We start from the raw sequence: 26,570 nt of genomic DNA, 5'->3' as shown, positions 1-26,570 counted from the left end.
AGATTAGCCATGTCCAATCTAAATGTATGTGAACTCACTTCGGTCATATAAATAAAAACGTTTATAAGGTAAGTCACTATCGGACTATAGAGTGTGAATATTATAATAACCATAGAAGGTTCAAAAATGTTTACAGCATAGGATGTTCTGATATTTCACCTTTTAAAAATTTTTAAGTTATGATCCTTTGTAAGTAGATAGAGTTTATTGAGTTTGGAAGTGGTATATCTATAATAATACATTATGATTTGGATATGAATAGGTATTTAAATTATTTAGAAAATCTGTTGAACATAGATAGTCACAGTGAAGATATATCTTGACATAAAAAAGGTAATTCTATATGATTAAAACATGACAAAAAGTTTTGAGAACTAAAAAAAAGTTAGATATGTAATGTAGGTTTTTTAAAGACTATAAAATAATTTGTAAGGAGGATTTATGTTATTTCGAAAAGTTGCGGAATCATTATTTCAAAAGAACTTTATCGTTGATGCCCACTATGATTTGGGAGAAGTAATTTATAATCGCACTCAGTTAGGTGAAAAGGAAATCATTAAAAATCATCTATTGGAAATATATAAGAAAACTAATGTTAAGCTTATTGTTGCCGCTATATTTGTTGATAGCCATTATTTATGTGAAAAAGCTTTAAGAATTGCACTTGATCAAATTAATTTGATTTACAAGGACGTGGAAAGTGTTTCAGATTCTGTTATGATTGTTAAGGATTTAGATGACTTAAAGACAGTTCAATCTATTGATAAAATAGGCATCATATTGTCTTTAGAAGGGTTGGCTCCAATTATGGACGATATTCACCTTCTTGAAATCTTTAATCGACTAGGTGTTCTAGGGGCTGGTTTAGTTTGGTCTAGAAGGAATGCTGTAGGAGAGGGTTCTAGATTTGACGGTAAACTAGCCAAGGGTGGGTTATCAGTCTTTGGTTGTGATGTTGTGAAGAAGATGGAGTCATTGAATATGTTTGTAGATGTATCTCATCTAAATGATGCTGGTGTGGAAGATGTCATATCTATTTCCAAAAGACCTTTTATTGCATCTCATTCAAATGCGAGATCTATTAATTATATAACAAGAAATTTATCAGATGAGCACATTAAAGCTATTGCAGCTTCTGGAGGAATAATAGGGATTAATAATATAAAACCTATTGTAGGAGCTGAGGTAGAGGATTATATTTCAAAGATATGTGATCATATTGATCACATGAAAGGCCTTATTGGCTGTGAGCAAATAGGATTTGGCTTTGACCTTTGTAACGATCTAGGTAAAACAGGAGTGAGATATGGAACTTTAACAGAAGAACCAATTGATGCTTTAGAAAGTTATGAAGACATTATTTTAATTATAGAAGAACTTTTAAAGAGAGAATACTCAGAAGAAGACATTAAAAAGATTATGGGTTTAAATTTAATGAGATTTTTTGAAAGTGTATTAGCAAGGGATGAATAACGGAATGAGTATTTCAAATTATTAAAATATATTTGGAGGTTATATGAGAATAATCAATGAAGAGACCGTAAGAAAATATTTAACCATGTCTGCAGGGATTCGGGTTATGGAAGATACATTAAAGGCACTATCTAATGAAGATGTGGTTCAAAAGCTTAGGATGAGCATACATCTAGAGGAAAACAATATTTTTGGCCTAATGCCATCTTACTTAAAATATAAAAATGTCTTTGGTGCCAAGGTCATTTCTGTGTTTCCTGAAAATAAGAAACGCTTTTTACCGTCCCATCAAGGGATAGTTGTATTGTTCGAAAATACATCAGGACAATTAGTTGCTATTGTAGATGGTGAAGGAATTACTGCAGTTAGAACTGCTGCTGTAAGTGCTGTAGCAACAAGAGCTTTATCAAGAGAGGATAGCGAAATTTTGACGATTATGGGGACTGGTGTTCAAGCAAAAAGCCACATTGAAGCTATTCTGCTGGTAAGGCCCATAAAGAAAATCAAAATTTGGGACTATAAAGTTGATTATGCAGAAGCATTTGTAGAAACATTGAGATCGGAATTAGATTTAGAAATAGAATATTATAAGAGTGCTAAAGATGCATTATCAGAAAGCGATATTGTATGCACCGTTACTTCAGCTCGAACACCAATTATTAAGAGAGAATGGCTAAAAACAGGTGTACATATAAATGCTGTTGGATCATGTACTCCTGATGCAAGGGAAATTGATTCTGAGACCATGAGAGATTGTACTTTGTTTGTTGATTCATTAGAGTCTGCAACCCATGAAGCGGGAGACTATCTGATTCCCTTGAAAGAAGGAATTATTAAGGAGGGACACATAAAAGCTGAAATTGGTCATGTGTTAACTCAAAAGAAAGCCGGTAGGACTTCAGATGAGGAGATAACATTGTTTGAAGCGCTAGGACTTTCTATTGAAGATATTGCAGCAGCTTATTATATTTATGAAAAAGTACAACAGTAGAATTACATTTTTATTTATCTTGTTGATTTCTTATTTCGTCTAAATAGTTGTAAAGCGTATACTTTGATATACCAAACATTTCACAAACTCGCTTGCCAGATTTAGTAATAAGGAAAGCTCCCTTTTGATCTAAATATGAAATCGCTTTTATTTTATCCTCTTTTTGCATAAGAGCAATTGGTTTTCCGACATGCTTAATACACTCTTTTAAATATATATCAAAAAGTTCGTTAACATCATTTACAAAAACTTCGTTTTGAAGGGTTGGGGTTTCAAACTCGATCATTTGCTTCATGGTGTTACTAGCTAGTATAAAGTCTGTAATATCAAAGTTAATACAGAGGGATCCAATAACTTCACCCTGGTCATTAGTTATAATAGAAGAAGAAGACCGTAAGGTTTTACCATCTTTGGTAATGGTCATATAGTTATGAAAACCATCTTTTGGATTCATTTTAGAATCTTGTATACGTTTAAGGTTTTCAAGGCCTGTGTTTGTGATAGAAGATCCGATTTTTCGTCCTGTAATATGACCATTTTCTATTGCGACAATACTATTATCATAGCCATTAGAAAAATCATGCAAAACAACTTCACATTTATCACCAAATTGCTTTGCAATGGTCTTAGCGATGGATTGGAGTGTTTTAAGTTCATCTGTTAATTTAATCATATGCACCTCTCAAAAAAATTATTAATAAGGAATATTAATTATATTATAACACCAAAAAATAAAATGTAGTACAGTGGAGACAGGGGTGTAGTAAATTTTAATCAATAAAAATTAAAAGAAGATGAGTTTTTCTCATCTTCTTTAGTGTTGTTATATTCTATCTCTCTTTTCGTAGTGAGTGTGTAATAAATCATGAGACTTGTGACCAAGTGGCTTACCTAGGAATTCATCATATAACTTGATGATCTCTGGGTTCTCATGAGACTTTCTTAACTTCTTACCAGCATCTTCTTCATAGATTGCCTTATGACGAGCTTCCACTATAGATGCATCTCCATGGTGATATGGTTGTCCACCTCCACCAACGCATCCACCAGGACAGGCCATGATTTCTATAGCGTGGTAGTGAGACTTTCCATCCCTAATATCTTCTAATAATCTTCTGGCATTTCCAAGTCCATGAGCAATACCAATCTTAAGTTCTTTTCCTTTTAAGTCAACAGAAGCTTCTCTGATACCGTCAAGCCCACGTAATTGTTTAAAGTCAACCTTTTCTAAAGTTTCTCCAGTTGCCCACTCATATGCAGTACGAAGGGCAGCTTCAATAACTCCACCAGTTGTACCAAATATTACAGATGCTCCAGTACTTTCTCCCATTAATTTATCAAATTCTCCATCTGGTAAATTAGGGAAGTCCATACCTGCTTCTTTAATCATTGTGGCAAACTCTCTTGTAGTAACTACTAAGTCAACATTGTTAGCTTCATCCTTAGTAAGCTCTGGTCTTTCAGCCTCTGCTTTCTTAGCTATACATGGCATAACAGAGACTACTACGATCTTATCTGGGTCTACTCCAATTTTCTCAGCATAGTAGGTCTTAGCAATGGCACCAAACATAATATGTGGTGACTTACATGAAGATGGTATATCTAATAACTCTGGGAATTGATGCTCAATGAACTTAACCCAAGCTGGACAGCAGCTAGTTAACATTGGAAGGGTTCCATTGTTTTCTAATCTGTGAATTAACTCAGATGCTTCTTCCATGATAGTTAAGTCAGCGGCAAAGTCCGTATCAAATACTCCGTCAAATCCCATTCGCTTCATAGCTGTAGCAATCTTTCCAGTTACGATAGTTCCTGGTGCCATTCCAAATTCTTCACCTAAGGCAACACGAATTGCTGGTGCTATTTGGGCAACAACATATTTATCTTTATCTTCAATAGCGCTCCATACCTTATCTGTAGCGTTAACCTCCGTTAAAGCTGCTGTAGGACATACTGCAACACATTGTCCGCAGTAAGTACATGAAGTATCTTTCATTGGAAGGTTAAATGCAGGTCCAACGATAGCATCGAAGCCTCTATCTAACCCAGATAATATTCCACAGGTTTGAACGTCATTACACATAGTTTCACAACGTCTACACATGATACATTTGCTTGGGTCCTTTACGATTGAAGAACTTGAAGTATCTTTTGCATATTCTTTTCTTTCACCATCAAACTTGATTCTAGTAATACCTAAATTCTTAGCTAGTGATTGTAATTCACAATCTAAGTTCTTAGGACAGGTAAAACACTCGTTTGGATGATTTGATAATAATAACTCTACAGCCATTCTTCTAGCCTTAATAGATTTAATAGAGTCTGTCTTGATGTTCATTCCCTCAGTTACTTTAGTAACGCAGGCTGGAGCTAAATTATTTCTTCCTTCTACTTCTACCATACAAACACGGCAAGAAGCAGCCTTGTTTACAGCTTTTAGATTGTGTAAATCTAAGTGACATAATGTAGGAATATGAATACGTGCTTCCTTAGCCACATCTAATATTGTACTATCTTTAGGTACTTGGTAATCTTCACCGTTTATAATAATTGAAACTGTTTCTTTAGACATATTATCACCTCGCTCTTTACTATGGTTTAACTATTGCACTGAATTTACATGTATTAAAACATGCTCCGCACTTTATACATCTACTTTCATCTATAACATGAACTTTCTTAACTTCCCCTTCAATACAATCTACAGGGCAAACTCTAGCACAGGCAGTACATCCCACACATTTTTCAGGAATGATTTTATACTTAGCAAGACCAGTACATTCTCCCGTTGGACAGTGCTTGTCATTAACGTGGGCAACATATTCATCCCAGAAGAAGTGCATAGTACTAAGTACTGGGTTAGGAGCCGTTTGTCCTAGTCCACATAGGGAACTTCCCTTAATCATATGAGATAGTTCTTTTAGGTTTTGTAAATCGTCCATACTTCCTTCGCCGTCAGTGATTTTTTGTAAGATTTCATACATTCTCTTAGTACCTACACGACAAGGAGTACATCTACCACAAGATTCTTCCATAGTAAACTCTAAGTAGAACTTAGCAATGTTAACCATACAATTATCTTCGTCCATTACGATCATACCACCAGAACCCATCATAGATCCGATACCCATTAAACTTTCATAATCAATTGGAGTATCTAAGTCTTTCTCAGTGATTACACCACCAGATGGTCCTCCAGTTTGAACTGCCTTAAATTTCTTTCCGTGTTGGATTCCTCCACCAATATCATAAATTATTTCTCTTAAAGTAATACCCATAGGAACTTCAACTAGACCTACGTTGTTTACTTTTCCAGCTAAGGCAAAAACTTTAGTTCCTTTAGATTTTTCACTTCCAATGCTGCTAAACCATTTAGCACCCTTTAAAATGATAGGTGGAATATTTGCGAATGTCTCCACGTTGTTAACAGATGTTGGCATTCCTTTGTATCCACTTTCAGCCGGATATGGAGGCTTGTAAGTAGGCTCTCCACGCTTACCTTCTAAGGAGTGGATAAGTGCAGTTTCTTCACCACACACGAAAGCTCCAGCACCGTATTTAATATCTATATCAAAGTTAAATCCTGTACCGAATAGATCTTTTCCTAATAATCCAGCTTCACGAGCTTGCTTTATAGCCACATTTAATCTTTCGATTGCCAATGGATATTCAGCACGGATGTAGATGTATCCATAATCAGCTCCTATGGCATAACCTGCTATGGCCATGGATTCTAATACGGAATGCGGGTCACCTTCTAGGATACTTCTATCCATGAATGCTCCTGGATCTCCTTCGTCAGCATTACATATGATATACTTTTGATCAGCCTTTGATTGTCTAGTGAATTTCCACTTAAGTCCTGTTGGGAATCCACCACCGCCACGACCGCGAAGTCCTGATTGTTGGATTTCTTCAATAACTTCATCTGGAGTCATTTTAGTTAATACTTTCCCAAGGGCTGCATATCCATCAAATGCTATGTATTCGTGAATATCCTCTGGATTAACTAAACCACAATTTCTTAAAGCTACACGTAATTGCTTTTGATAGAAAGGCATATTTTCGTGTTCTTCGATCTTCTTCTGCATGTTTGGTTCTTCGTAAAGAAGTCTTTCAACTTTTCTTCCCTTGATGATGTGTTCATCAATAATTTCTTTGGCATCCTGTGGCTTAACTTTTACGTAGAATACATTATCTGGATGGATTTTTATGATAGGACCTTGTTCACAGAATCCAAAACATCCAGTTTTAACAACTTGTACTTCTTTGTCATAGCCACGAGCCTTCAAGATAAGTTCTAGGTTTCTAATTACTTTGTCACCCTCTGATGCAAGGCACCCAGTACCTCCACAGACCATTATATTTATGCGATAATTGCTCATGATTTACCTCCTAACCTAATATGAAATTTTTCATTTGCAAACCCTAATTTATGGACGAGCAAAGTCAGCATCAATTACATATTGGTCTAATACTTTTCCATTGATAATGTGCTCTTTAATGATTTCACGACCCGTTTGGGCGTCGATTTTTCCATATACTACAGGTTTTTCGTTAGGACGATTTACCTGAACTATTGGCTCTGAATGGCAAAGACCTATGCAACCTACTTGGATAACTTTAACATCCATTAAGTTATTGTTATTAACTTCTTCAACTAAAGCATTTAATGTTTCTCTAGCACCAGATGCGATACCACATGTAGACATTCCCACAAGGATTTCAGTATGTGGTGAATCAGACTCCCCAGTTTGTCTTAAATTCACCTTTTTAAGGGAGTTTTCTCTTATCTTTTTTAATTCATCTAAAGATTTAATTTGCATACTTATGCCTCCTCACCTGTATAGGAATCTAGAATTTCATCCATTTCATCTACAGTAACTCTACCGTATACTTTTTCACCGATAGTTACTACTGGTGCAAGACCACAGGCTCCTATACAGCGAACGCTTTTTAATGTGAATAAACCATCCCCCGTAGTTTCCTCAGGTTTGATATTTAATCTTTCACTGATTCTTTCTACTACTTTATCAGCACCTCTTACAAAGCATGCAGTCCCCATACACACGCTTACTGTATATTTACCAACAGGTTCAGTTGTGAAATATGAGTAAAAACTTACAACACCATAAACTTCAGCACCTGGAAGATCTAATGTTCTAGCTACGAATAATTGAACTTCTTTTGGTAAGTAACCAAAGATAGTTTGAGCTTTGTGTAATATACTAATTAAAGCACCATCAATTGTATCTAAGCTTTTTATATATTCTCTTAGCTCTTCAAATTTTTCTTTTCCTAGATTTTCAGTTTCTGGAATTTGTACATCAAGATTTAAGTGACTCATATATTTTTTCACCTTCCTTTCATATTAATAAAAAGACTTTTACTTATATAATTTACCCTTTTAAAAGGGAAAATAATCCTTTTGTATTAAAAAATATAGTTATAATAATTTTCCTAAAATTTATATGACAATTCAATGATAAATTATTAACAAGAACAGAAAAAATTTACAATTACTTGAATAAACTTACAGTTGAGAATCTATTGCAAATTACTTTTAGATGTGTTAACATAGTATATGTCGTGGTTGAGGCGAAAAACTTTAACCCTTATATGGAGAGATGACCGAGTGGCTAAGGAGCACGCCTGGAAAGCGTGTAAGGCTTAACGGCCCCGCGGGTTCGAGTCCCGCTCTCTCCGCCAGTTAAAAAGTTTATAAAGTTTGCTGTGCTAGATGGGAAGTTGGCGGTGTCCTGTAACCTGCAATCCGCCTTAGCAGGGTCGAACGCCTATTAGAGGCCTGTCGTTGTGAGGTCTGCCCCGTACAAGTGGCGATGAGATTTGGGTCTTGTGCAATGAAAGCCTATGAACCTCGTCAGATCCGGAAGGAAGCAGCGATAAGTAGTCACTTTCATGTGCCACAAGGGTGCCTGAGTTGAGTTAACTATACGGGTCACGCTTGTAACGGCTTGTCGATATAGGTGCACAGCTTTTACATATAGTATAATAGCATGTAGAATGATATAAATTCTACATGTTTTTTTATTCTTAATAAAAAATTAAGAAATTTTCAAAATATTTACAAATGTCACTCTATGTGTTGAAAATGCTTGATTACAGAGGATATAATCATGATTAAGTGTAATAAAATGTAAAAAATAAATTGGATAAATTTGCAATTTCATAAAGAAATGCAATCAAATTTCAGTTAAATTTGGATAAAAAATTAACTCATTTTATAAAGAGAACTGTTATGCAATATGACCGTTCTTAATAATAATTTAATTTACATATGGGAGCCTGTATTTTAAAATAATAGTAGTGAATAATAGCCAATATAAATTAAAATATACAAAAGAAAGGTAATGTGTTATGGGATATATAGCGTTATATAGAAAGTATAGACCAAATAAATTTGAAGATGTAGTAGGGCAAAGCCATATTACAAGAACACTTAAAAACCAAATAGAGAATGATAATGTTGCTCATGCATACTTATTTTGTGGAACTAGGGGTACGGGGAAAACTTCTACGGCCAAAATATTTGCTCGTGCAGTAAATTGTTTAAATCCCATAGATAATAATCCATGTAATGAGTGTGAAGTTTGTTTGGGAATTTTAAATGAGAGCATAATGGATGTAATTGAAATAGATGCAGCATCTAATAATGGTGTGGATGATGTAAGGGAAATCAGGGAAAATGTAAAATATCCACCGACTAAAGGGAAGTATAAAGTGTATATAGTAGATGAGGTTCATATGTTGTCTACTGGTGCTTTTAATGCCCTTTTGAAAACTTTAGAAGAACCGCCTAGTTATGTGATATTTATCTTAGCTACAACAGAACCTCATAAAATACCGGCTACCATATTATCCAGGTGTCAAAGGTTTGATTTAAAGAGAATTAAGGAAGGTGATATATCAGATACTATGGAATCCATTTGTAACAACATGAATATCCATGTGGATAGACAAGCACTGGAGCTTATAGCCAGAAATTCAGATGGAGCCTTAAGGGATGCCCTTAGTATATTAGATCAGTGCGTGTCAATTAATGAAAATAATATAACATATGACAATGTGATAGATATATTAGGAACTGTAAATGATTCATATTTATTGGATTTAGTAGACAATATACAAAATGAGAATACTAAGGAATGCATGAAACTCATAGAAAATTTAGTGGATTCAGGTAAAGATATACATCAATTTATTAAGGACTTAATAACTCATTATAGGAATTTGATGATGAGCAAAATATCAGATGATTTAGAGGGAATAATAAATCTATCTAAGGAAAATGTAGAAAGGCTTTGTAACCAGAGCGAAAGCTTACCTATGAATTCTATTAGTAGAAGTATAAATCTATTATCCAAATTATCTGCCGATGCTAAATGGGCATCTCAACCAAGGGTCTTGTTAGAACTTACAATTATAAAGTTATCTTCTCCTGAGGTGGATAATTCTGTTGAAGGGCTTTTAGATAGGATAGAGTCCCTAGAGAGAAGAATAAAATTAGGTCAAATAAATGTAGTTTCTAATCCTTCTCCTATGGAAGAGGTGAAAGAAGAAGCAAAAGGTGAGTTAAAAGAGGAAATAAAAGAAGAAGTAAAGGAAGAAATGAAGCCTTCCACAGTAGTTTCCAGGGGAGATAGGTTTAATAGCATTAAAAAGGGATGGAATGATATATTAAAAGTTATTAAGAAAAAGAAAATATCATTACATGCCGTACTAATAGAAGGAAATCTAGTTGGATTTAAAAACAATAAGTTAGTAATATCCTTTGGTGATGCCTTTTCATTCCATAAAGAGATGGCAGCTCAAGGGGCTGGTTTTATACAAAGTGTAATGGAAGAGATGTATGGAAAAAAGATTGGATTGGATTTTGTTATGGAATCAGATATAAAGAACTTATCTGTTAAAAAAGAGGATGAACCAGAGACTCCACAAAATGTGGAAGGGGAAGTTGAAAAAATAAAAGAAAAGTTTGGAGATTTTAATTTAGAAATAGTTTAAGGGTGATGTTAATCACCCTTTTTTTAAACTAAAAAAGAACTTTACTCCTTTGTTAGTATTCTTTACTCCAAAGGTGCTATTGTGAAGTTCTAATATATTTTTAACTATTAGTAAACCTAGTCCCGTACCTCCTGATACTTTACTTCTAGATTTTTCAACTCTATAAAATCTATCCCATATCCTATGAATTTCATCCTCTGGTATATGAGTTCCTGTGTTTTCCATATAAAAACAAATATCCTTATCACTTGCATCTATGGATATATTTATTTCTTCATTTTGTGGACTATATCTTATGGCGTTGGAAAATAGATTATTTACAACCTGTTCTATTTTAGACTTATCAGCATATACTGTAGATTCTTTTAGATTTAAGTTTACTTTAATGCCTTTACTTTCAATCATAGCTCCAAATTTATCATTTGAATAATAGATTAATTTATCTAAGGAGAAAGAACTTTTGTTTAGTTTGAAATTTTTAGATTCTAGTTTAGATAATTGAAGCATATCTAAAATTAGTTTGTCCATTTGTTCTACTTCATCAATTATTACGTCTAGATAATAATCCCGTTTCTTTTCATATATTCCATCCTTTATTCCTTCAGAAAAGCTCTTAATTACACCGAGTGGTGTTTTTAACTCGTGGGATATATTTGCTACAAATTCTCGCCTGATATTTTCTTGTTGGCGTTCCTTTTCCATATCATCTACTAATTTTGCATTAGCTATTTTTAATTCATTTAGATTATGTTCTAAGTTTTTAGATAGTATATTTAAATTGTTTCCTAAACTTCCTAATTCATCATCACTATTTACTTCACAATAGGTGCTAAAGTCTAGGATGGCCATTTTTTTAGCCACATTATTAATCTTTATAAGGGGTTTTGAGATCATTTTGGAATAAAAGAATGACAAAAGACCTATTAATAATAATGCAACTATGAAAAAGTATATATAGTATTTTTCTATTACAGTGAGGGCTTCACTAACAGGTTGAAGTGAAGTTGATACAAATATATATTTAGTTTCATCTCCTGCTTTAAATGCTTTTATAAAAATCATGTGTTGTACATTAGTCATTTCATCTAAATAATCATAACTTATAAAGTCATTCTTTGAAGGATCAAGAAAATTTGAATCTGTAAAAAAGCTATTAATTTGTGCTAATAATAGATCATCATAAAAAAAGGTCAAATCCTTAGAATAATCTGTACGATTTAAGTTTACAATAGTCCCTGTAATAGAAGTTTCTTTTAAATAGTCGTCTAACTCTAAACTATCTTCATCAGTGGTATCTTCTATGCTTATATAGTATTCTGTGTTTTCGCCTGGCACATATTCTTTGTCTTTATATTTAATAGAATAAATATCTATAAATTCCTTAAAGTTTTCATCCATTAAACCATCTACGTATATTTCATCATTTAATTTAAATTCTAAATTTTGAAAGTCCTCACTATCTAGTAGGCTATCTAAATATACCTTATAAAGGTTATTATCTTCTCCTCTAATTACCATAGTATCTGGAATTGGATTTATCATATAAGACAATTCTATGTTACCAGAACTATCCGTTATGGCCAGGTAAGAATTATTTTCTTCTATGAACTTATTTACTTCCTCAGATAGGAGTTTAAAGTTTTCTTCTGTAGAAGGATACTTTTCAATAAATTCGTTTATACTGTCTTTGGTATTTTTAATTTTTTCATTATAGTATACGCGTTCCAAAAAAAGGCTTTGGAAAACCATTTGAAATAATAGGAATAATAAAAAGGTGCAGGTGGTTATTAAAAATAATTTAAATACTATGCTCTTTCTTTTCATTTTAAAGGACCTCAAATTTATATCCTACTCTTATTAGAGTATGAATATAGGAAGATTTATCACCAAGTTTTTTCCTTAATTTCTTTATATGGGTGTCTACAACCCTTAAATCTCCGAAAAAGTCATATCCCCATACATTGTTCAAAATAGTTTCTCTAGATAATACCAATCCTTTGTTTTCTATAAGATAAACCAATAGGGAAAATTCCTTAGGAGCTAAATCTAATTGCTCATCACCTATTGTGACCATATAAGAACTTTTATCTATTTTAATATCTCCAGCTTTTAAGATATTAATTGATGAATTAATAGAACCGGATGCTCTCTTGAGAAGATTTTTAGCCCTTGCCACTAATACTTTAGGGCTAAAGGGTTTTGTTACGTATTCATCAGCTCCTAATTCAAAGCCCATTAATTTATCATCTTCATCGGAACGGGCTGTAATTATGATGATAGGTACATCTGAATTCTTTCTAATTCTCCTACATACAGACCAACCATCTAATTTAGGCATCATTATATCTAATACTACTAAATCTATTTTATTAGAGTTAAATACATCTAAGGCTTCTTGGCCATCTATTGCTTCAAATACATGAAAATCATTTGCCTTAAAATAATCTGAAGTGATTTCTAATATTCTAGCTTCATCTTCTACTATAAGCACACTTTTATTCAAAAGAATACCTCCTTTATATTTTCCTTAATAATCTATAATATAGCATAAAAACAAGGGAGGACAAAAGTTGTTAAACTTTATGTACACCCTTGTTGTAGGATAAACTATTTATCTGTATCTTCACATTCTTCCCAATCAATGTTTTCATCTAATTCATCAAAAAACTTATCCCATATTTTATCTGCATCGTCGTATTTCTCTTTTTTATCTAAATTCAAAGCTTTATTGTAAAGGTCTTCTAACTTTTTTAATTCATCCTTTTTTAAATCCTTAGAAAAATCCTTTATAAAATCTTTGAAGTCTATATCTTCTAGTTGGATAACTACATCATTCTTATCCAAGAATTTAAAAAGGTCATCCCATAGTTTATCTGCTTCGTCGTATTTATCACTTTTTTCTAAATCTAATATTTTATTATAGATTTTTTCTATTTTAGGTAAGTCCTTCTTATCATAGGCATCTTCTAAATCCTTGATGAAATCCTTAAAGGAAGGAAGTTCTTCATCAAAATCTTCATACTTGTCAGTAATGCTAAAAATCTTATCCCATAGTTTATCTGCTTCATCAAACTTTTCCTTTTCTTCTAAAGCCACTGCGTCCTTATATAGCTTTTCTAATTCTCTTATTTGGTCTTTGCTTAAGTCATCCTTTATAGGTTCTATGAAATCATCAAAATTGTCAAAGTCTTCATCAAAATCTTCATATTTATCAGTAAGGCTAAAAATTTTATCCCATAGTTTATCTGCTTCATCAAACTTTTCATTTTCTTCTAAAGCTACTGCATCCTTATGTAGCTTTTCTAATTTTTTTATTTCATCCTTACTTAAGTCATCCTTTATAGATTCTATGAAATCATCGAAGTTGTCAAAGTCTTCATCAAAGTCAACCTCATCATCTAGTTCAATTTGTTGTATTTTATATGTTTTTACTTGAGCTTTTGAATTTGTTGCTGCAAATACTGGGCTGACACCTGATGCTAAAATAACTCCGCTTAGTATTAATGTTAATATTCTTGATTTTTTCATTTTAAATTCCTCCTCATAATTGTGTGCTGCGATTTAACTTAACTTAAGTTTAATGAGTTGGTATGTTCTCTTTGTGTCCTTCATATGTTTTCTTAAAGTTTTATGGAAAATCTATAAACACTTATGAAAAAAATATTATATATATTTGCATATATGGTATAATATTAAACGTATAATAGTATAAAAATTGAAAAATTTAATATAAATGGAGGAGAGTTTAAATGGCTAAAGGTAGAGGTAAATTTTCAGGAGGAATGCCTGGAAATATGAATAATATGATGAAGCAAGTTCAAAAGATGCAAAAGGAAATGGAAAAAATGCAAAGTGAACTTGAAGAAAAAGAAGTAGAGGCTAGTGCTGGCGGAAGTGCTGTTACTGTTAAAGTAAATGGTAAGAAGGAAATACTAGATGTGGTTATAAAACCAGAAGTAGTAGATCCAGATGATATAGAAATGTTACAAGATTTAATTCTAGCTGCTACAAATGAGGCTTTAAGAAAAGCAGATGAAATGATGAATAGTGAAATGGGTAAAGTAACAGGTGGACTTAACATACCAGGATTATTCTAGTAAAAGACCGAGCTTAAGCTCGGTTTAATTTTTGGAGGTGGATAGTATGGAATATTATGCAGGTCCTGTTGCTAGATTAATAGAAGAGTTTTCTAAATTACCTGGTATTGGAAAAAAGACAGCTCAAAGATTAGCCTTTCATGTTTTAAATATTAGTATGGAAGATGCTAATGCTTTATCAGAGGCTATAGTATATGCTAAAGAAAAGACTAGATATTGTTCTGTTTGTGCAAATATAACAGACGTGGACCCTTGTAATATATGTAGAAATGAAAGTAGACAAAAAAATCTTATTTGTGTAGTGGAAAGTCCAAAGGATGTAATAGCTATGGAAAAAACTCGAGAATTCAGAGGTTTTTATCATGTATTACATGGAGCCATATCTCCTATGGAAGGTATAGGGCCTGAAAGTATAAAGATAAAGGAACTTATAGTTAGATTACAACAAAATCCTGTGGAGGAAGTTATAATCGCTACTAATCCTACTATAGAGGGAGAAGCTACTGCCATGTATATTTCTAAGCTTATAAAACCAGCTGGAATAAAGGTTACTAGAATAGCCCATGGTGTTCCTGTAGGTGGAGATTTAGAATATGCAGATGAGGTAACTTTATCAAAGGCATTAGAAGGCAGACGCGAAATATAAGAATGGCTATTAAATAGCCATTCTTTTTTTACTTACTAGGAAATTATATATTTTCAAAACTGTGGATAAGTAAAAAAATAAGGGGGTGCGGGGGAAGTATTCCCCTGCCTCTTTAAAGGAGGGTGCTCAGCAACTTTCGTTGCGTCGAAGGGAACCATAGGGTTCCATAGCGAAGCGTACGGAGTATGCCTTTTTTATTATATTTTATTATAAAATCTTTTTTAAAAACCCCTAAAAAAGGTATACCTACCTAAAAATGTGGAGAAGTTATATATAAGAAGATTTTTTTAGGGGGGTTAGTTATGCAAGAGGCTGTTAAAAATATTAAAAGAAGTGAAAAGGTAAAGAAGAACAATTTTTTAAATAGCATAAACAACATATATTCACAACTATTAACAGGGCAAGAAGTAAAAAGTGAAGCTGATAAAATGCTAGACAATATAAGATTAGCTCATGATGAATGGGGAAATGCAGAAAACTTTTTTCAAAACGCCACAGATCCTGATTTGATAGATCATGCCATATTTAGAATGGAAGCGGCTAGGACAAAATATATATATCTTATGAGATTGGCAAGGGAAATGGGAATATATATCGAATTATAATGAGGTGGGGTTAAAAGGCAGCCCGCCTCGTTATGTTTTTTGTATACGAGTGCAAATATAGAAATATACAATCTTAAAAACATCATTGTATACTTTATACTTTATACTTTGTGCTTTATACTAGATAAAAAAATATGTAGGTGCCAGTAGGAAGTCCATGAAAAAATTTTATGAAAGAAGATTATAATTTCAGTAATATTTTTGATACAACCTTTAATATACTAAATATAGAAATGTTTTTTTATAAATGAACCATGGAGGGTGGTTGTGCATGGCTGTAGAATTACAAGTAATACTGGCTTATGCCTTTGGATTAATACTTCTGTACATATTAGGATATGTTCTTTTAATACCCATTAAGATAACTTTGAAATTAATTTGGAATGGTGTATTAGGAGGTATATTATTAATAGCAGTAAACTTTTTAGGAAAGTTTATAGGATTTAAAATAGGCATAAATATTTTAACTGCATTAGTGGCGGGTTTATTAGGAATTCCTGGTGTAATACTATTGGTTTTCCTTCAGAAGGTTCTATAAACAGATGAGATAATTGTAGTGAAATGTATGAAAAATAAAAAAAATAAAAAAAAATACTTCATATTCTAGTGAAAACTACTAGAATTTTTCTTTGGAATGTAATAAAATTAATTGTAGGACATATATTTCTCAAAGAAAGTATATTGTATACAAGGGGGGTCTACAAATGGCTAGACAAATGAAGACAATGGACGGAAATACGGCTGCGGCTTATGTTTCATATGCATTTACAGATGTGGCAGCAATATATCCGATTACACCATCATCAAATATGGCAGAGTTTGTTGATGAGTGGTCAGCAAATGGACAAAAAAATATTTTTGGTCAAACTGTACAAGTTACAGAAATGCAATCAGAGGCAGGAGCAGCAGGTGCTGTTCATGGATCATTACAAGCAGGAGCATTAACTACTACTTTTACTGCTTCTCAAGGTTTATTATTAATGATTCCTAACATGTATAAGATTGCTGGGGAGTTATTACCTGGAGTATTCCACGTAAGTGCTCGTGCTGTAGCAAGTCATGCATTATCAATTTTCGGAGATCATTCAGACGTTATGGCAACTAGACAAACTGGATTTGCTATGCTTGCATCTGGATCTGTACAAGAAGTTATGGACTTAGGTGGAATTGCTCACTTAACTTCTATTAAGAGTAGAGTACCATTCCTACATTTCTTTGATGGATTTAGAACATCTCACGAAATTCAAAAGATTGAAACTATCGACTATAATGAGTTTGCTAAATTAGTTGACTACGATGCAGTTAAAGAATTTAGAGCAAGAGCTTTAAATCCAGAGCATCCAGTAACTAGAGGATCGGCTCAAAACCCAGATATTTTCTTCCAAGCTAGAGAAGCCTGTAACAGATTCTATGATGACGTGCCAGACATGGTTAACTCATACATGGAAGAAATTAGTAAAGTTACAGGAAGAGAATATAAGCCTTTTGACTATGTAGGAGCACCAGATGCTGAAAATGTAGTTATAGCTATGGGTTCTGTAGTTGAAACTATAGAAGAAACTATTGATCACTTAGTAGCTCAAGGAGAAAAAATTGGTTTAGTTAAAGTAAGATTATATAGACCATTTAGTGAAAAGTACTTCCTGAATGTACTGCCTAAGACTGCTAAGAAGATTGCTGTTTTAGATAGAACAAAAGAACCAGGATCATTAGGAGAACCATTATATCAAGATGTTAGAACATTATTCTATAATAAAAAAGATGCTCCTATGGTTATTGGTGGTAGATATGGATTAGGATCTAAAGACACTACTCCATCTCAAGTTAAAGCTATATTTGATAACTTAAAGGCAGATGAGCCTAAGAATGGATTTACAGTAGGTATCGTTGATGATGTAACTAATACATCTATTGAGATTAAAGATTCTATTGTAACTGCTCCAGAAGGAACTATTAGATGTAAGTTCTGGGGACTTGGTTCTGACGGAACAGTTGGAGCTAATAAAAATGCTATTAAGATCATCGGAGATAAGACTGATCTTTATGCACAGGGATATTTCTCTTATGACTCTAAAAAGTCTGGTGGAGTAACAGTATCTCACTTAAGATTTGGTAAGAAGCCTATTAAATCTACATACTTAATCAGTACTGCTGACTTTGTATCTTGTTCAACTCCTGCATACGTAAATCAGTATGACGTATTAGATGGACTTAAGACGGGTGGAACATTCTTACTTAACTGTAAGTGGTCACCTGAAGAATTAGAAGAAAGATTACCTTCTTCAATGAAGAAGTACATAGCAGATAATGAAATTAACTTATATACAATCAATGCTACTGATATAGCTACAGAAATTGGTCTTGGAAACAGAACTAACATGATTATGCAATCGGCATTCTTCAAGTTAGCTAAGGTTATTGACGATCAAAAAGCTGTTGAGTACCTAAAAGAGGCTGTAGTGAAGTCTTATGGTAAAAAAGGTGAAAAGATTGTTAACATGAACCAATCAGCTGTAGAAAGAGGAATCAGTGCATTAGTTAAGATAGAGGTACCTGCTTCTTGGTCAGCACTAGTAGAGGAAGCTGCTGCAACTGCAGAAGTATGTGAACCAGAATTTATTACAAACGTATTAAAGCCAGTAAATGGACAAAAGGGAGACGAACTACCTGTAAGTACATTTGTTGGAAGAGAAGATGGAACATTACCTATGGGAACTTCTGCATACGAGAAGAGAGGTATTGCAGTTAACGTACCAGAGTGGAATATAGATAAGTGTATTCAATGTAATCAATGTTCTTTCGTTTGTCCACATGCTGCAATTAGACCAGTATTAGCAGACGATGCAGAATGTACGAATGCACCAGAATCATTTAAGACTAAGAAAGCTATGGGTAAAGGATTCGAAGGATTAGAGTACAGAATTCAAGTAAGTCCACTAGACTGTACAGGTTGTGGTAACTGTGCTGATATCTGTCCAGCTAAGGAAACTGCTCTTGAAATGAAGCCAATCGATTCTCAAGAAGTAGAAGTAGCTAACTGGGATTATGCTATGACTGTAGAACCTAAGAAAAACCCAATGAATAATAAGACAGTTAAGGGAAGTCAATTCGAGCATCCATACTTAGAGTTCTCTGGAGCTTGTGCTGGATGTGGAGAGACTCCATACGCTAAGGTTATTACTCAATTATATGGAGACAGAATGATGATAGCTAACGCCACTGGATGTTCTTCTATCTGGGGAGCTTCAGCACCAGCTACACCATACTGTACAGATAAGAATGGAAGAGGTCCAGCTTGGGCTAACTCACTATTCGAAGATAACGCTGAGTATGGATTTGGTATGCACTTAGGAGTTAAGCAAATTAGAAATAAATTAGCAGACCTTGTTAACGAATTATTAGAAACTAATGTTTCTGATGATGTTAAAGCTCCATTTGCTAAGTGGGTAGATGGAATTGAGGATGCTGAAGTAACTAAGGAAGCTTACGAAGAAATGTTACCAGTATTTGCATCAAGTGTAGAAGATGAAAAGGCTAATGCAATATTAGCTGAAATTGAAGAAAGAAAATCCTACATCATCAAAAAGTCTGTATGGATTATTGGTGGAGACGGATGGGCTAATGACATTGGTTATGGTGGACTTGATCACGTACTTGCTTCTGGTGAGAACGTAAATGTATTAGTATTTGATACGGAAGTTTACTCAAATACTGGTGGACAGTCTTCTAAAGCAACTCCAACTGCTGCTGTAGCTAAGTTTGCTGCTTCTGGTAAGAAGGTTAAGAAGAAGGACTTAGGATTAATGGCTGCAAGCTACGGATACGTATATGTGGCACAAGTTGGTATGGGTGCTGATAAGAACCAATTCATGAAGGCTATAACTGAAGCTGAGAAGTATGATGGACCATCAATCATTATCGCATACGCTCCTTGTATCAACCATGGTATAAAAGAGGGTATGGGAAGAGCACAAGCTAACATTAAGCAAGCTGTAGATTGTGGATACTGGAACTTATACAGATTCAACCCAGAACTTAAGAAAGAAGGAAAGAATCCATTTGTACTTGATTCTAAAGAACCAGACTTTGCTAAGTTTAGAGGTTTCTTAGAAGGGCAAGTAAGATATACTTCATTACAAAAGCAATTCCCAGAAATAGCGAAAGAATTATTCGTTAAGGCTGAGGGAGAAGCACAAGACAAGTATACTACTTACAAGACAATGGCTCAATTAGGATAGTATATTAAAGGATGCAGATTAATCTGCATCCTTTTTTTATTAGTCTTAACTATTACTTGAATTATTTGATAATCTAAATTATGATAACTCTTATATAAAGTAAATATTATATATCTATATGGATAAACCATGTTCAATCTAAATGTATGTGAACTTACTTCGGGCATATAAATAAAAGCGTTTATAAGGTAAGTCACTATCAGACTATGGAGTGTAAATATTATATTGCCTTGTAAGTAGCTGGGATTTATTGAGTTTGGACGTAGTTTATCTATATAATATTAGATAAGAAATTGTTTGAGGAGGTGGTAGGGTGAAAAAAGATAAATACAAAATAATATTATGGGCAATTGTTTTTATTGTAATTATGAATGGTTTTTTTAGAAGTGTACCTGATGGTGTATCTTATAAAAGTGAAGAAAAGGATGGGAATATAGAGTTTTTATATGATATAACCTATATGAAAGGTAAGGAATATATTAAGGAACAAAAAATATTTAATGAGCAGCTAAAGTTAATAGATGAAGCTGAAGACTTCATATTAGTAGATATGTTTTTATTTAATGATGATTATAACAGAAATACTAAAGTTAAGTATCCAGAAATATCAAAAACATTAACGGAAGCTCTTATTAATAAGAAGAAAGAGAATCCTCATGTAAAAATACTATTTATAACAGATGAGATTAATAATTTTTATGGAGTATATGAATCGGAATATATAAAGGAATTAAAAGCGAATAATATTCCAGTTATAATTACTAATATGGAAAAGATGAGGGATTCAAATCCTATGTACTCAGGTGTTTGGAGGAGTTTTATAAAATGGTCTGGAGTTGGACACAAGGGTCTATTGCCAAACCCTTTTAGGGCAGATTCATCTAAGGTGACTTTGAGAGGATATTTAAAGCTTTTAAATTTCAAAGCAAATCATAGAAAGGTTATAATAACTGATAGAGGTGCCATAGTAGCCTCCATGAATCCCCATGATGCCAGTGGAAATCACTCCAATATGGCATTTAAAGTAACGGGGCCAATAATAGAAGATTTAATCAAGTCAGAACTGAATGTTCTTAAACTCTCTGGGCTTGAAGAAGATATATCTATTGAATATAAAGGAGACAATATGGCTCCTAATGGAAAAGTTACCTTAATAACAGAAGGAAAAATAAAGGAAAGTCTAATAAAAGAAATTAAAGAGGCTAAAAAGGGTGATGAAATAAAAATTGCCATGTTTTATTTGTCTGAAAGGGAAGTTATAAAGGAACTCATAAATGCTTCTAGGAGAGGTGTGAATGTAAGAATAATCTTAGATTGTAATAAGGATGCCTTTGGAGTTAAGAAAAATGGTATTCCAAATAGGCAAGTTGCTTTGGAACTTAAAAATAAGAGTGAAAATAATATAGAAATAAAATGGTATGATACCCATGGGGAACAATTTCATACTAAACTAATAGTCATAAAGAAAAAGAAAGAAACCATAATAATAGGTGGTTCTGCTAACTTAACTAGAAGAAATATAGGAGATTACAATTTAGAAACAGATTTGATGGTAAGAGTTAATAAAGATGATGGAATTGAAAGAATTATATTAAATTACTTTGATAGAATATGGAATAATGATGATGGTTTATACACGGTTGATTATTCTGAATATGAGGATGAATCCATATTTAGAACTATGATTTATCGTTTTCAGGAGTGGAGCGGATTTAGCACATTTTAAAAAACAGATGGGGGCATTGCTACCCATCTGTTTTTTATGTGGTAAATAAGAAATTTATTTAACAAATCATACAATCGTCCATTTGTGGAATTATATACCAATGATTATTGGAAGAAAATCTGGAAAAAAGTGTTGGGAAAAGTAGAAATATGTCGATAATATAGATGGGGAGATGAATGCTTACACATTTAAGTTCATTTACTTAAATAATAAATTGATTAGGGGAGGTATTCATGTATATGATGAAATCAAAAAAGTTAAAAAAAATGAAAATGGGGATAGACGCGAAATTAGCAATTGTATTCGTGTTATTAATAGCTATTCCACTTATGACTCTAGGTTTTATGTCCTATGAAAAAGCTTCTGATATTATGGAACAAAATTTCAAGCAAACAACCCTTCAGATGACTAACGAAATAAAAGAGTCTATTAATAATATGATGTATGGCTATGAAGAGAGTATGATTCAAATGTCTCATGAAGCAAATGTACAGGAAGTTCTAATGAATCCACATTATTCAAAATGGATGTTAAAAAACTTTGAAAGTTACATAAAGGGCCATGAAAATGTTCTATCCATTTATCTGGGAACAAAGAACAGCGATATTTTTCTTTATCCAGAAGCTCAAGTACCAGAAGGTTATGATCCTATACAACGAGGCTGGTATAAGGAGGCTGTTAAGGAAAATGGGTTGATATGGACAGATCCGTACATAGATGCTTTTACAGGAAAACAGGTTATTACAGTCGCAATACCTATATACAATACTTCTAATGGAAATGAATTTGTAGGAGTTGTAGGTGCTGATATATCTTTGGAAAACTTGGCAAATAGAATGAATATGATTAAAGTTGGTAAAAGAGGCTATCCTGCTATATTGGATAGAAATTTAAATACTATGACCCATAAAAATAAAGAGCTTATTGGGAAACCTTTACCAATTGAAGAATTGAAAGAGGCTATAGAGCAACAGGATGAAGGTATAGTAGATTATGATTGGGAAGAAAATGGACAAACATATAATAAATTTGGTACATTTACAAAATTAGATAAATTAGGATGGACTGTATTTTCAGCTATGTATGAGAATGAAATAGAAGAGGATGTAAGGGCTTTGCTTTGGAATGCTTTAATGATTGGAAGTATTGCCTTAATAATTGCTCTTTTCATTTCATTTATATTCTCTAGGGGTTTAACAAAGAAAATAAAAATACTGGTTGAGGATATGGAAAGAATTAAAGAAGGTGACTTAACTGTATTGACAAAGATTAAATCAAAGGATGAGTTAGGTCAATTAGGAGACAGTTTTAATGTAATGATAGACGAAATCGGAAATCTAGTAAGGAATGTACAAAGTGTTTCTACAGAGTTAATTGCATCGGCAGAAAATTTGGCGGCAACTTCAGAGGAAACTAGTGCATCAGCAGAAGAAGTGGCTAAGACTGTTGAAGAAATAGCAAAAGGGGCAACGGAACAGGCAGCCGATGCAGAGAGAGGAGCTACACTTACTGGCAACCTTTCAGAGAAATTTATTCAGCTTACTAACAATACGGATAATATGCTAAAATCTGCAAATGAAGTAATGGAAGCAAATTTAGATGGAGTTAAGGCTGTCGAAGACTTAAAGGATAGAACTGAGTTAAATGGTGAAGCTACTGGAAAAATAGAAGAAGCTATTATGGAGCTAGATAATAAAACTAAATATATAGGAAGTATTTTAGATACAATTGCTTCCATATCAGAACAAACTAATCTGTTGGCATTAAATGCTTCTATTGAAGCTGCAAGAGCAGGAGAGTATGGAAGAGGATTTGCAGTTGTTGCGGATGAAATAAGAAAATTAGCGGAAGAATCAAGACATGCAGCAGATAAGATAAAAGGAATCGTCACAACTATTCAAAGTGATAGTACCAATACGGTAGAAGTAATGAAGGAAGTAAAAGAAAGATATGAGGAGCAGTCTAATGCAGTTGGCAAGGTGAGTGAGTCCTTTGATACCATTTATAAATCTATAGATAGCATTACAGGGAAAATTGAAGCTATGGGTGAATTTGTCCATGTATTAAATGGGGATAAGGATAATATCGTAGGAGCAATAGAAAATATATCTGCCGTATCAGAAGAGACGGCGGCGGCCTCAGAAGAGGTAAGTGCTTCTATGCAACAGCAATCTATGGCTGTAGAAGAAGTAGCATCAGCAGCTGATAAATTAAATGGACTAGCTGTAAAAATGAATGAAGAAATAAAGAGATTCAAAATATAAAAGGTAAGGCATAAGCTTGATAAAAGGAATTAAGCTTATGCCTTTTTATTATTTTGCTTCTTCATCAATAATTTCTTGGATTCTTCCTACACAACCTCCGCATCCAGTTCCAGCTTGTGTTTTATCTCCCACTGCTTCTACTGTAGTAGCGCCATTTCTTACTGCTTCACGAATAGTTTCTTCCGTTACTTCAAAACATCCACATACAACTGACATATCCATTCACCTCCATTTAAAATAAATGCGTAATACACGTTTATTTTAAATATATTTGCCCCGAAATATTCATATTTTAACAAAAATATAATTTAGCTAAGTATATTTTAGAAAAGGATGTGATGGAAATAATATAATACTTAGGCCATCATCGCAAATTCTCTACATTCTCTTGCACAATTTAAGCAGATTCGACCACAATGCTGTGATTCTCGATCGGGAAATTTTAAACATTCTTTTCCACAAACTTCACAAATGAATGCACATAGATCGGCAGTACACTTTGCAAAGCCACTGTTGCGTGCCATGTATTTGGCCGTTAAGGTACAAATATCTGCGCAATCACGGAGTAATTTAAGTTGCATTACTCTCGATTGAAGATCCTTTTTTCTTTTTAAAAAGTTGGTCATATGTTCACACATGGCTTCGCAATCTTGAACGGTCATTAATATAGGTGGTTGACGATAAGGTTTTGAATAAGGATGGTTACAATAAGGGTCTTTAGGGTAATTGGGGTGATGTTGAGATAAGCTTTCGGACATTTTCATTCTCCTTTCTAAATTAATTTACGCCTACATAATAATATATTCGTGGAACTACATAGGTGTGTGTTAAAAAGTGTGCTTGGGGTTTCGTCTGTAATATGGTGAGAAGAAAATGAACTAAATATTTGTAATATTTATGAAAGAAATATAATACATATATATAGGACATGTATACTTTTCAAAGGGGGATAAAGATTATGGCTATACCATTATTAAAAGCGGGAATGAGAAAAAGAAAGCAAAAAACTCAATTGAAATACTTAAGAAGAGAAGGTTTAGTTCCAGCAACCTTATATTCACGTGGGAAGGAAACTAAAAGTATTGAACTTAGTAAGTTGGAACTGGAAAGGATGTTTAATAAATGTGGAACAGGGGCCACTGTACAATTAGATTTTGGAGAAGAGACTAAATCGGCAATTATTAAGGAAGTACAAAGACATATTACTAAAAATTATATATTGCATTTAGATCTACAAGAATTAGATGAAAATCAAGAAATTAGTGTTAAGATTCCTCTGTACATATTGAATAAATCTGCAGTTGAATCAAGTGTATCTGTAATACAACAACAAAAGACGGAAATAGAGATTCAAACTTATCCTAAATATTTACCACAATCTATAGAGTTTGATGCAACTAATATGAAGTTTGGAGAACCTGTATTAGTTAAGGATTTAGATGTATTTGAAAATGAAAATATAGATGTATTAGATGATTCGGAGGCAATTGTGGCTTTGCTTGCTTCTACGAGTAAGATAGAGGAGCCTGTGGAACAACCTAGTTTATATTAAGTTTAAGGAGTTAGCTTTTTTGGCTAACTCTTTTTTATTCTATAAGTATATAAACTTAAACTTTGGAAATACTGACTAGTAGATAAATACTAGGAGGGATAAGATGCTTAAGTCTAATGCACATGCCAACATGAGAAATCAAATAGGATCAAATGCTTGCCACAGGATGAGAACAGAAGGCCGTATTCCAGGGGTAGTTTATGGCCATGATATTGAAAATTCTGTTATTGAATTAGATAAAAGAGATTTAGATACTTTAATAAAATCCTATGGATCTAATGCATTAATCGATCTACATACGGAAGGAAGCCAAAATCTTGTAATGATAAAGGAAGTTCAACGGGATATTGTTAGTAATGATATAATTCACATAGATTTTCAAAAAATATCTTATGGTACTCCTATACATACTATGGTGCCAATAAGATTAGTGGGCAAAGGAAAGGTTGAATCTAGTGAAGGGGTAGTTCAGCAGCAAATGTCACAAATAGAAGTAGAGTGCTTGCCGCAAAATATTCCAGATAGTATTGATGTAGACGTGTCAATGCTTAAACCAGGAAATCCTCTGAAAATTGGAGATGTGGAGTTTGCTGAGGAAATAAGTATAATGAACAATGGAGAAGATGTTATAGCGGCTCTTATAAAGGCAGATAGAAAAATAGAAGAACCTGAAGTGGAACAATTGGACATAGTAACAGAAGTTCTTTTTGGTGACAAAGACGATTAATATGCATGTGTAATATAATATTACACATGCATATTAATCTGTTAATTAGTTGGAGCTAACCACATATATATAGTTATGAGAGTGTTGGGATAAAATTCAAGAATAATTAATGTTGACTTTATATAATAGAGGTGTTAAAGTATTACATGTTGTCAACAACAGCAGAAAAATAAAATCCAAAAATGTGTTGACACATCAAATCAAAAATGATATGATTTAATAGTCG

Annotated in this window: 22 protein-coding genes, 1 tRNA gene and 1 other RNA gene; 14 read left to right on the top strand and 10 right to left on the bottom strand. The window is 33.2% G+C overall.

Features of this window, described 5'->3' with window-relative positions; translation table 11 throughout:
• The first annotated feature begins 441 nt into the window (after positions 1–441).
• Together CCE28_RS19825 and CCE28_RS19820 are read left to right on the top strand one after the other, a co-directional pair.
• Positions 442–1,473, top strand: a complete 1,032-nt coding sequence (locus CCE28_RS19825) for a dipeptidase (protein ID WP_095135646.1) — start codon at positions 442–444, stop codon at positions 1,471–1,473.
• 43 nt (positions 1,474–1,516) lie between these two features.
• Positions 1,517–2,464, top strand: coding sequence for an ornithine cyclodeaminase family protein (locus tag CCE28_RS19820; RefSeq protein WP_095135645.1), 948 nt, complete (start codon positions 1,517–1,519; stop codon positions 2,462–2,464).
• Between the two features lie 10 nt (positions 2,465–2,474).
• Here the strand turns inward: CCE28_RS19820 and CCE28_RS19815 are convergent, their stop codons facing one another.
• The 5 genes from CCE28_RS19815 to CCE28_RS19795 form a co-directional block, all read right to left on the bottom strand.
• Positions 2,475–3,137: a helix-turn-helix transcriptional regulator gene (locus tag CCE28_RS19815; protein ID WP_095135643.1), complete on the bottom strand. Its 663-nt coding sequence runs from the start codon at positions 3,135–3,137 to the stop codon at positions 2,475–2,477.
• A 150-nt stretch (positions 3,138–3,287) separates the two neighbouring features.
• Positions 3,288–5,036 (bottom strand): NADH-dependent [FeFe] hydrogenase, group A6, encoded by a 1,749-nt coding sequence (locus tag CCE28_RS19810; RefSeq protein WP_095135641.1) that lies wholly within the window; start codon positions 5,034–5,036, stop codon positions 3,288–3,290.
• Positions 5,037–5,055: 19 nt separating this feature from the next.
• Positions 5,056–6,849 (bottom strand): NADH-quinone oxidoreductase subunit NuoF, encoded by a 1,794-nt coding sequence (gene nuoF, locus CCE28_RS19805; protein ID WP_095135639.1) that lies wholly within the window; start codon positions 6,847–6,849, stop codon positions 5,056–5,058.
• A 48-nt stretch (positions 6,850–6,897) separates the two neighbouring features.
• Positions 6,898–7,290 carry a (2Fe-2S) ferredoxin domain-containing protein gene (locus CCE28_RS19800; protein ID WP_242973040.1) on the bottom strand — a complete coding sequence of 131 codons (393 nt, stop codon included), beginning with the start codon at positions 7,288–7,290 and terminating at the stop codon, positions 6,898–6,900.
• A 2-nt stretch (positions 7,291–7,292) separates the two neighbouring features.
• Complete coding sequence (locus CCE28_RS19795; protein ID WP_095135637.1) at positions 7,293–7,811, bottom strand: NADH-quinone oxidoreductase subunit NuoE family protein; 519 nt, start codon at positions 7,809–7,811, stop codon at positions 7,293–7,295.
• Between the two features lie 274 nt (positions 7,812–8,085).
• Here CCE28_RS19795 and CCE28_RS19790 point away from each other — a divergent pair.
• The 3 genes from CCE28_RS19790 to dnaX all read left to right on the top strand — a co-directional run bounded on the left by CCE28_RS19790 (position 8,086) and on the right by dnaX (position 10,489).
• Positions 8,086–8,173, top strand: a tRNA-Ser gene (locus tag CCE28_RS19790).
• Positions 8,174–8,195: 22 nt separating this feature from the next.
• Positions 8,196–8,459, top strand: an RNA gene (gene ffs / locus CCE28_RS19785) — signal recognition particle sRNA large type.
• A 383-nt stretch (positions 8,460–8,842) separates the two neighbouring features.
• Entirely contained in the window at positions 8,843–10,489 is a 1,647-nt protein-coding gene (gene dnaX / locus CCE28_RS19780) for a DNA polymerase III subunit gamma/tau (RefSeq protein ID WP_095135635.1), read from the top strand.
• A 12-nt stretch (positions 10,490–10,501) separates the two neighbouring features.
• On the opposite strand, the gene CCE28_RS19775 is transcribed toward dnaX, so the two are convergent.
• The 3 genes from CCE28_RS19775 to CCE28_RS19765 form a co-directional block, all read right to left on the bottom strand.
• Positions 10,502–12,217, bottom strand: coding sequence for a HAMP domain-containing sensor histidine kinase (locus CCE28_RS19775; protein WP_176461938.1), 1,716 nt, complete (start codon positions 12,215–12,217; stop codon positions 10,502–10,504).
• A gap of 97 nt (positions 12,218–12,314) precedes the next feature.
• A complete protein-coding gene (locus CCE28_RS19770; RefSeq protein ID WP_095135631.1) occupies positions 12,315–12,992 on the bottom strand; it encodes a response regulator transcription factor in 678 nt (225 codons plus the stop codon).
• Between the two features lie 104 nt (positions 12,993–13,096).
• Positions 13,097–14,017, bottom strand: coding sequence for a hypothetical protein (locus tag CCE28_RS19765; RefSeq protein ID WP_095135629.1), 921 nt, complete (start codon positions 14,015–14,017; stop codon positions 13,097–13,099).
• A 221-nt stretch (positions 14,018–14,238) separates the two neighbouring features.
• Between CCE28_RS19765 and CCE28_RS19760 the strand changes: the two genes are divergently transcribed.
• The 7 genes from CCE28_RS19760 (at position 14,239) to CCE28_RS19730 (ending at position 24,065) form a co-directional block, all read left to right on the top strand.
• Positions 14,239–14,586: a YbaB/EbfC family nucleoid-associated protein gene (locus CCE28_RS19760; RefSeq protein WP_095135627.1), complete on the top strand. Its 348-nt coding sequence runs from the start codon at positions 14,239–14,241 to the stop codon at positions 14,584–14,586.
• 46 nt (positions 14,587–14,632) lie between these two features.
• Positions 14,633–15,232, top strand: a complete 600-nt coding sequence (gene recR / locus CCE28_RS19755; protein ID WP_095135625.1) for a recombination mediator RecR — start codon at positions 14,633–14,635, stop codon at positions 15,230–15,232.
• A gap of 302 nt (positions 15,233–15,534) precedes the next feature.
• Positions 15,535–15,837: a DUF2508 family protein gene (locus CCE28_RS19750; protein WP_095135623.1), complete on the top strand. Its 303-nt coding sequence runs from the start codon at positions 15,535–15,537 to the stop codon at positions 15,835–15,837.
• 271 nt (positions 15,838–16,108) lie between these two features.
• Positions 16,109–16,375, top strand: a complete 267-nt coding sequence (locus CCE28_RS19745; RefSeq protein WP_176461937.1) for a pro-sigmaK processing inhibitor BofA family protein — start codon at positions 16,109–16,111, stop codon at positions 16,373–16,375.
• A 166-nt stretch (positions 16,376–16,541) separates the two neighbouring features.
• Positions 16,542–20,075: a pyruvate:ferredoxin (flavodoxin) oxidoreductase gene (gene nifJ / locus CCE28_RS19740; protein WP_095135619.1), complete on the top strand. Its 3,534-nt coding sequence runs from the start codon at positions 16,542–16,544 to the stop codon at positions 20,073–20,075.
• 313 nt (positions 20,076–20,388) lie between these two features.
• The gene (locus CCE28_RS19735; protein ID WP_207652938.1) at positions 20,389–21,801 is read left to right on the top strand and encodes a phospholipase D family protein; all 1,413 of its coding nucleotides are present in this window, start codon (positions 20,389–20,391) and stop codon (positions 21,799–21,801) included.
• A gap of 239 nt (positions 21,802–22,040) precedes the next feature.
• Positions 22,041–24,065: a methyl-accepting chemotaxis protein gene (locus CCE28_RS19730; RefSeq protein WP_176461936.1), complete on the top strand. Its 2,025-nt coding sequence runs from the start codon at positions 22,041–22,043 to the stop codon at positions 24,063–24,065.
• Positions 24,066–24,113: 48 nt separating this feature from the next.
• Here CCE28_RS19730 and CCE28_RS19725 read toward each other — a convergent pair whose 3' ends face one another.
• Together CCE28_RS19725 and CCE28_RS19720 are read right to left on the bottom strand one after the other, a co-directional pair.
• Entirely contained in the window at positions 24,114–24,281 is a 168-nt protein-coding gene (locus tag CCE28_RS19725) for a (2Fe-2S)-binding protein (RefSeq protein WP_095135614.1), read from the bottom strand.
• 140 nt (positions 24,282–24,421) lie between these two features.
• Positions 24,422–24,823, bottom strand: a complete 402-nt coding sequence (locus CCE28_RS19720) for a four-helix bundle copper-binding protein (RefSeq protein ID WP_207652936.1) — start codon at positions 24,821–24,823, stop codon at positions 24,422–24,424.
• Between the two features lie 200 nt (positions 24,824–25,023).
• On the opposite strand from CCE28_RS19720, the gene CCE28_RS19715 reads away from it, so the two are divergent.
• Positions 25,024–25,617 (top strand): 50S ribosomal protein L25, encoded by a 594-nt coding sequence (locus CCE28_RS19715; RefSeq protein ID WP_176461935.1) that lies wholly within the window; start codon positions 25,024–25,026, stop codon positions 25,615–25,617.
• Positions 25,618–25,720: 103 nt separating this feature from the next.
• Positions 25,721–26,344: a 50S ribosomal protein L25 gene (locus CCE28_RS19710; RefSeq protein ID WP_095135611.1), complete on the top strand. Its 624-nt coding sequence runs from the start codon at positions 25,721–25,723 to the stop codon at positions 26,342–26,344.
• Positions 26,345–26,570: the final 226 nt, after the last annotated feature.

The organism is Anaeromicrobium sediminis, from assembly GCF_002270055.1.
In the GTDB taxonomy this organism is placed as follows: Bacteria; Bacillota; Clostridia; order Peptostreptococcales; family Thermotaleaceae; genus Anaeromicrobium; species Anaeromicrobium sediminis.
Note: the sequence above shows the minus strand (reverse complement) of the source record. Positions and strands in the feature narration are given on the sequence as shown.

Excerpts from the sequence above, each read along its gene's own strand:
- CCE28_RS19825 (WP_095135646.1), top strand. The coding sequence starts at position 442 with ATGTTATTTCGAAAAGTTGCGGAATCATTATTTCAAAAGAACTTTATC.
- CCE28_RS19820 (WP_095135645.1), top strand. The coding sequence starts at position 1,517 with ATGAGAATAATCAATGAAGAGACCGTAAGAAAATATTTAACCATGTCT.
- CCE28_RS19815 (WP_095135643.1), bottom strand. The coding sequence starts at position 3,137 with ATGATTAAATTAACAGATGAACTTAAAACACTCCAATCCATCGCTAAG.
- CCE28_RS19810 (WP_095135641.1), bottom strand. The coding sequence starts at position 5,036 with ATGTCTAAAGAAACAGTTTCAATTATTATAAACGGTGAAGATTACCAA.
- nuoF (WP_095135639.1), bottom strand. The coding sequence starts at position 6,849 with ATGAGCAATTATCGCATAAATATAATGGTCTGTGGAGGTACTGGGTGC.
- CCE28_RS19800 (WP_242973040.1), bottom strand. The coding sequence starts at position 7,290 with ATGCAAATTAAATCTTTAGATGAATTAAAAAAGATAAGAGAAAACTCC.
- CCE28_RS19795 (WP_095135637.1), bottom strand. The coding sequence starts at position 7,811 with ATGAGTCACTTAAATCTTGATGTACAAATTCCAGAAACTGAAAATCTA.
- dnaX (WP_095135635.1), top strand. The coding sequence starts at position 8,843 with ATGGGATATATAGCGTTATATAGAAAGTATAGACCAAATAAATTTGAA.
- CCE28_RS19765 (WP_095135629.1), bottom strand. The coding sequence starts at position 14,017 with ATGAAAAAATCAAGAATATTAACATTAATACTAAGCGGAGTTATTTTA.
- CCE28_RS19760 (WP_095135627.1), top strand. The coding sequence starts at position 14,239 with ATGGCTAAAGGTAGAGGTAAATTTTCAGGAGGAATGCCTGGAAATATG.
- recR (WP_095135625.1), top strand. The coding sequence starts at position 14,633 with ATGGAATATTATGCAGGTCCTGTTGCTAGATTAATAGAAGAGTTTTCT.
- CCE28_RS19750 (WP_095135623.1), top strand. The coding sequence starts at position 15,535 with ATGCAAGAGGCTGTTAAAAATATTAAAAGAAGTGAAAAGGTAAAGAAG.
- CCE28_RS19745 (WP_176461937.1), top strand. The coding sequence starts at position 16,109 with ATGGCTGTAGAATTACAAGTAATACTGGCTTATGCCTTTGGATTAATA.
- nifJ (WP_095135619.1), top strand. The coding sequence starts at position 16,542 with ATGGCTAGACAAATGAAGACAATGGACGGAAATACGGCTGCGGCTTAT.
- CCE28_RS19730 (WP_176461936.1), top strand. The coding sequence starts at position 22,041 with ATGATGAAATCAAAAAAGTTAAAAAAAATGAAAATGGGGATAGACGCG.
- CCE28_RS19725 (WP_095135614.1), bottom strand. The coding sequence starts at position 24,281 with ATGTCAGTTGTATGTGGATGTTTTGAAGTAACGGAAGAAACTATTCGT.
- CCE28_RS19720 (WP_207652936.1), bottom strand. The coding sequence starts at position 24,823 with ATGTCCGAAAGCTTATCTCAACATCACCCCAATTACCCTAAAGACCCT.
- CCE28_RS19715 (WP_176461935.1), top strand. The coding sequence starts at position 25,024 with ATGGCTATACCATTATTAAAAGCGGGAATGAGAAAAAGAAAGCAAAAA.
- CCE28_RS19710 (WP_095135611.1), top strand. The coding sequence starts at position 25,721 with ATGCTTAAGTCTAATGCACATGCCAACATGAGAAATCAAATAGGATCA.